Below are 3,353 nucleotides of genomic sequence, written 5' to 3'. Positions count from 1 at the left end.
CGCGCGATCCGGGCATGGTCCTCGACCCGCTCGGCCTCAAGCCCCTGTTCGGGCATACGCGACGCCGCCGGCCCGATCTTGTGCTGCGGCTCAAGCTCGATCCCCTGCGCCTCATAGCTGCGATGATCTATGCGCGCGTCTATATCCAGTTCGGCGAGGCGCTCGTTCACATGATCGGCCCACGCCTCGCGCCACTCCTGCAACAGCGCCGTGCTGTTCCACTCGCGCACCTTCTGGCCGAAGCCCTCCAGCCCTACCTCGCGCATCGACAGCATGACATGCGCGTGTGGCTTGGATTGCCCGTCCTTTCCCAAGTCCCAATGCACGTTCATGTCCGCGACCATGCCGCGCTCGACAAACTGCTTTTCGACAAAATCGCGGGCGAGCCGGATGCCCTCTTTCTGGTCCAGCTCGCGCGGAATCGAGAACTCGACTTCGCGGGCGAGCTGCGCGTCCTTGCGTTTCTCGCCCGCCTCGACCTCGTTCCATAGGGTCGCGCGATCGTTTAAACGCTCCGGTGTACCTTCGGGTAACATGATTTCCGAATGGACGACGCCGGCCTTGTTCGAGAAATCATGGTCGCGTCCTAGCCGGTCGTCGTGCAGCCGTTCCGCCGCACGATAGGCCGCGCTGGCAACGGCGCTCGATCCGTTGGCGCGACTGATGACCTTGGCCGAGAAATGGTAGATCGCCATGACGGCCGCTATACTGCCTTTCTTAGCGCACGTCGGCAACGACGTATAAGCGCGCACTCACACTCTCTGCCGTTCGCATGATTGACTTTGCCGCATTTTTTATCCGGAGCTGCTGTCCTGTCACCGCGACCGTGCTACGCTGCCACTCCCGATCATGGGCGCGAGGGAGAGAATATGCGTAAGGTCCGCGACTATGACGCCGAGTTGAAGGCGCTGGGCGACAAGGCCCGCGCCCTCAAGGCGAAGAAGGTCCAGCAGCTAGGCGAGCTGGTCACATCCACCGGGGCCGATGCGCTCGATCTCGATGTGCTGGCCGGGGTGCTGCTCGCCGCCGTCGAATCTGCCAGCGCCGACGAAAAGGAGGCGTGGCGCGCGAAGGGGTCCGCCTTCTTTCAAGGACGCGGCCGAAAGGCTGGCCGAAGCACTGGCGGCAACGCGGGAGGCGGAAGCAAAACTGGCGCAGGCGAGACGCAGGGTTGAAGCCGCACAGCGCCGCACCGATACGAGGGAATGGGCCGTGGCTCGCCGCGAACGCACCCGCCACCTCATAGAGCTGGGCGGCCTGGTCCAGAAAGCCGGCTTGGTCGAGCTGGCCGACGACGATCGCGCCACCCTCTACGGCGCGCTGCTCGAACTGGCCGCCAAGGCGCGCGAGGACCGCGACCGGCTCATGCTCTGGAAGCGGCGCGGCAAGCGCGCGTTCGACGCGGAAGCGGAAGGGAGAGACGCACCATGAACAGGCTCGATGTCGAAGCGATCCGCGCCCAGGTCCGCGCGCTCGATTTCACGCGCGGCACCCCGGCCGAAGTCGCGCTATGGCGCGAGGACGATGCCGACGCACGCGCCAATCTCGCGATCGAAGGCATGGACCTCGACTTGGCTGAACACGCCCTGTTCGACATGCTCCGCGAGGAATCCGTGCCCCCTCCCCTCGCCACCGCGATCGTCCTCAAGCTCCTCGATCATCCCGACGCCGACCCGACGCTGGCGATCTCGCCGGCGACGATCGGATGACGATGCGGACCGGCCTCGACCATCTGCCCGCCGTCAAGCGCCGCGAGCTGGAACGGGTCGCCCGCGTCCTGTTCGATGAATTTGAGGATGCCGTCAAAACCAAGCTCTCGGACAAGCGCAAGGGCGGCCGCATCCTCAAGCTGATCCTGTTCGGCTCCTACGCACGCGGCGATTGGGTCGAGGATCGCGCCAGCGGTTACATTTCCGATTATGACCTGCTCGTCGTCGTCAACGCCGACACCTTCACCGATCTGCAAACATGGTGGGCGGTCGCCGACGATCATCTGGTGCGCGAGCTGACCGTCACCAGGCACCTCGCCACACCCGTCAATTTCATCGTGCATTCGCTGATGGACGTGAACGACCAGCTCGCGCGCGGCCGTCCCTTCTTCGCCGACATAGCCCGCGACGGCATCGCCCTCTACGAAGCGCCAGGGCAAGCCCTCGCCGTGCCGCGCCAGCTCGACGCGCAGGAACGCCACGCCGAAGCCCTGCGCCATCGCGACCACTGGTTCCCGCTCGCCGCGCACGCGCTCAAGCTCGCCCGGGACAGCATTGCCGATGGCGTGCCGCGCGATGCCGCGTTCATGCTCCACCAGGCCGTCGAGCGGGTCTATAACGCCGTGCTGCTCGTCCTGACGCTCTACGCGCCCAAATCGCACCGTCTCGGCATCCTGCGCTCGCTCGCCGAAAATCTCGATCCCCGGCTGATCGAAGCCTGGCCGCGCGATACCCGCGCCGCCCGCCGCCATTTCGCGCAGTTGCAGCGCGCCTATGTCGAGGCCCGCTATTCCCATGCCTATGAAATCACCGCCGACGAACTGGCCTGGCTCGTTGACCGCGTGAAGCATCTCCACACGATCGCCGGCGCGATCTGCGCCGAACACCTCGCCGGCGACGACACCCCCGAGAAAAGCCCCGCCGATGAATGAGCATCCCATATCGGACGACGAACGCGCCCGACGCCAGAAGGCGATCGATTTCGCGCGGACCAATATCGAGCTGTCGGGCTTCGCTCTCTCGCCGGGAATGGCGGCGCTGGGCGTCCGGTTCGTCGCCGGCGAACTCTCCGAAAGCGAATACATCGCCGCCGCGCTCGCTCATGCCAACAGCCTGCCCGCAAGCGCGCCGGCGCAGGACTATTTCGCCAGCCTCGCAGAACTCGAAGCCGCATGGGAGGCCCGCGATCGGCCGTGATCCGCGCCGGATATTGGGAAATGACGATGGGAGGGAGTCCTGATGATGGAATGGTTCCGCCAGCTCGGCCGCGCGATCCGTAACCTTGCGCGCATCGCGCGGACCAACCCGATATGGGCGATCACCGCCCTTGTGGTCAGCCCGGTCGCCCTCATCCGCCATCTGTTCGGCGTCCTGGTGCTGTTCCTCATCACCGCCCTGGTGCTGGGGCTTGGGGTGCCGCTCATCCTCGGCAAGCTGCTCGGCCTGCCCCGCGATTCCAATATCTACCAGATCGTGATGATGCTGACGGGCCTGGTCATCTTCCTCGTCACGCTGCGCGCCCTCTTCCAACCGCTGATCCTGCGTTATGGCGGTCCTGCCGGCGACGACACGCACGGCTCGGCCCGTTTGGCCCCGTGACCGCGAAGCTGTGCAAAATGGCCATTTGACTTCGCGCGCCCGGTG

Annotated in this window: 7 protein-coding genes; 6 read left to right on the top strand and 1 reads right to left on the bottom strand. The window is 65.6% G+C overall.

Going from position 1 to position 3,353, the window contains the following annotated elements; genetic code table 11:
* Nucleotides 1-695 (bottom strand): MobQ family relaxase (gene mobQ, locus M529_RS33210; protein ID WP_021317574.1); only part of this gene is annotated, 695 nt, incomplete at its 3' end.
* Nucleotides 696-869: 174 nt separating this feature from the next.
* Here mobQ and M529_RS33205 point away from each other — a divergent pair.
* Genes M529_RS33205 through M529_RS47700 form a run of 6 tightly spaced genes read left to right on the top strand, consistent with a single transcriptional unit; the run spans nucleotide 870 to nucleotide 3,308 of the window.
* On the top strand, nucleotides 870-1,175 hold the full coding sequence (locus M529_RS33205; RefSeq protein ID WP_007686162.1) for a conjugal transfer protein TraD: 306 nt from the start codon (nucleotides 870-872) through the stop codon (nucleotides 1,173-1,175).
* Nucleotides 1,176-1,212: 37 nt separating this feature from the next.
* Nucleotides 1,213-1,431 (top strand): conjugal transfer protein TraD, encoded by a 219-nt coding sequence (locus M529_RS33200; protein ID WP_007686160.1) that lies wholly within the window; start codon nucleotides 1,213-1,215, stop codon nucleotides 1,429-1,431.
* Nucleotides 1,428-1,709 carry a hypothetical protein gene (locus tag M529_RS33195; RefSeq protein ID WP_007686159.1) on the top strand — a complete coding sequence of 94 codons (282 nt, stop codon included), beginning with the start codon at nucleotides 1,428-1,430 and terminating at the stop codon, nucleotides 1,707-1,709. The genes M529_RS33200 and M529_RS33195 overlap by 4 nt, the downstream gene beginning before the upstream one ends.
* A complete protein-coding gene (locus M529_RS33190; RefSeq protein ID WP_007686157.1) occupies nucleotides 1,706-2,641 on the top strand; it encodes a HEPN domain-containing protein in 936 nt (311 codons plus the stop codon). Before M529_RS33195 ends, M529_RS33190 begins: the two co-directional genes overlap by 4 nt.
* Nucleotides 2,634-2,906, top strand: coding sequence for an antitoxin VbhA family protein (locus M529_RS33185; RefSeq protein WP_007686155.1), 273 nt, complete (start codon nucleotides 2,634-2,636; stop codon nucleotides 2,904-2,906). Before M529_RS33190 ends, M529_RS33185 begins: the two co-directional genes overlap by 8 nt.
* Before the next feature lie 42 nt (nucleotides 2,907-2,948).
* Complete coding sequence (locus tag M529_RS47700) at nucleotides 2,949-3,308, top strand: hypothetical protein (RefSeq protein WP_021317573.1); 360 nt, start codon at nucleotides 2,949-2,951, stop codon at nucleotides 3,306-3,308.
* Nucleotides 3,309-3,353: the final 45 nt, after the last annotated feature.

It is taken from the genome of Sphingobium ummariense RL-3 (assembly GCF_000447205.1).
Taxonomy (GTDB): Bacteria; Pseudomonadota; Alphaproteobacteria; order Sphingomonadales; family Sphingomonadaceae; genus Sphingobium; species Sphingobium ummariense.
The sequence above is the reverse complement of the archived record's forward strand: the minus strand, read 5'-3'. Positions and strand labels throughout refer to the sequence as shown.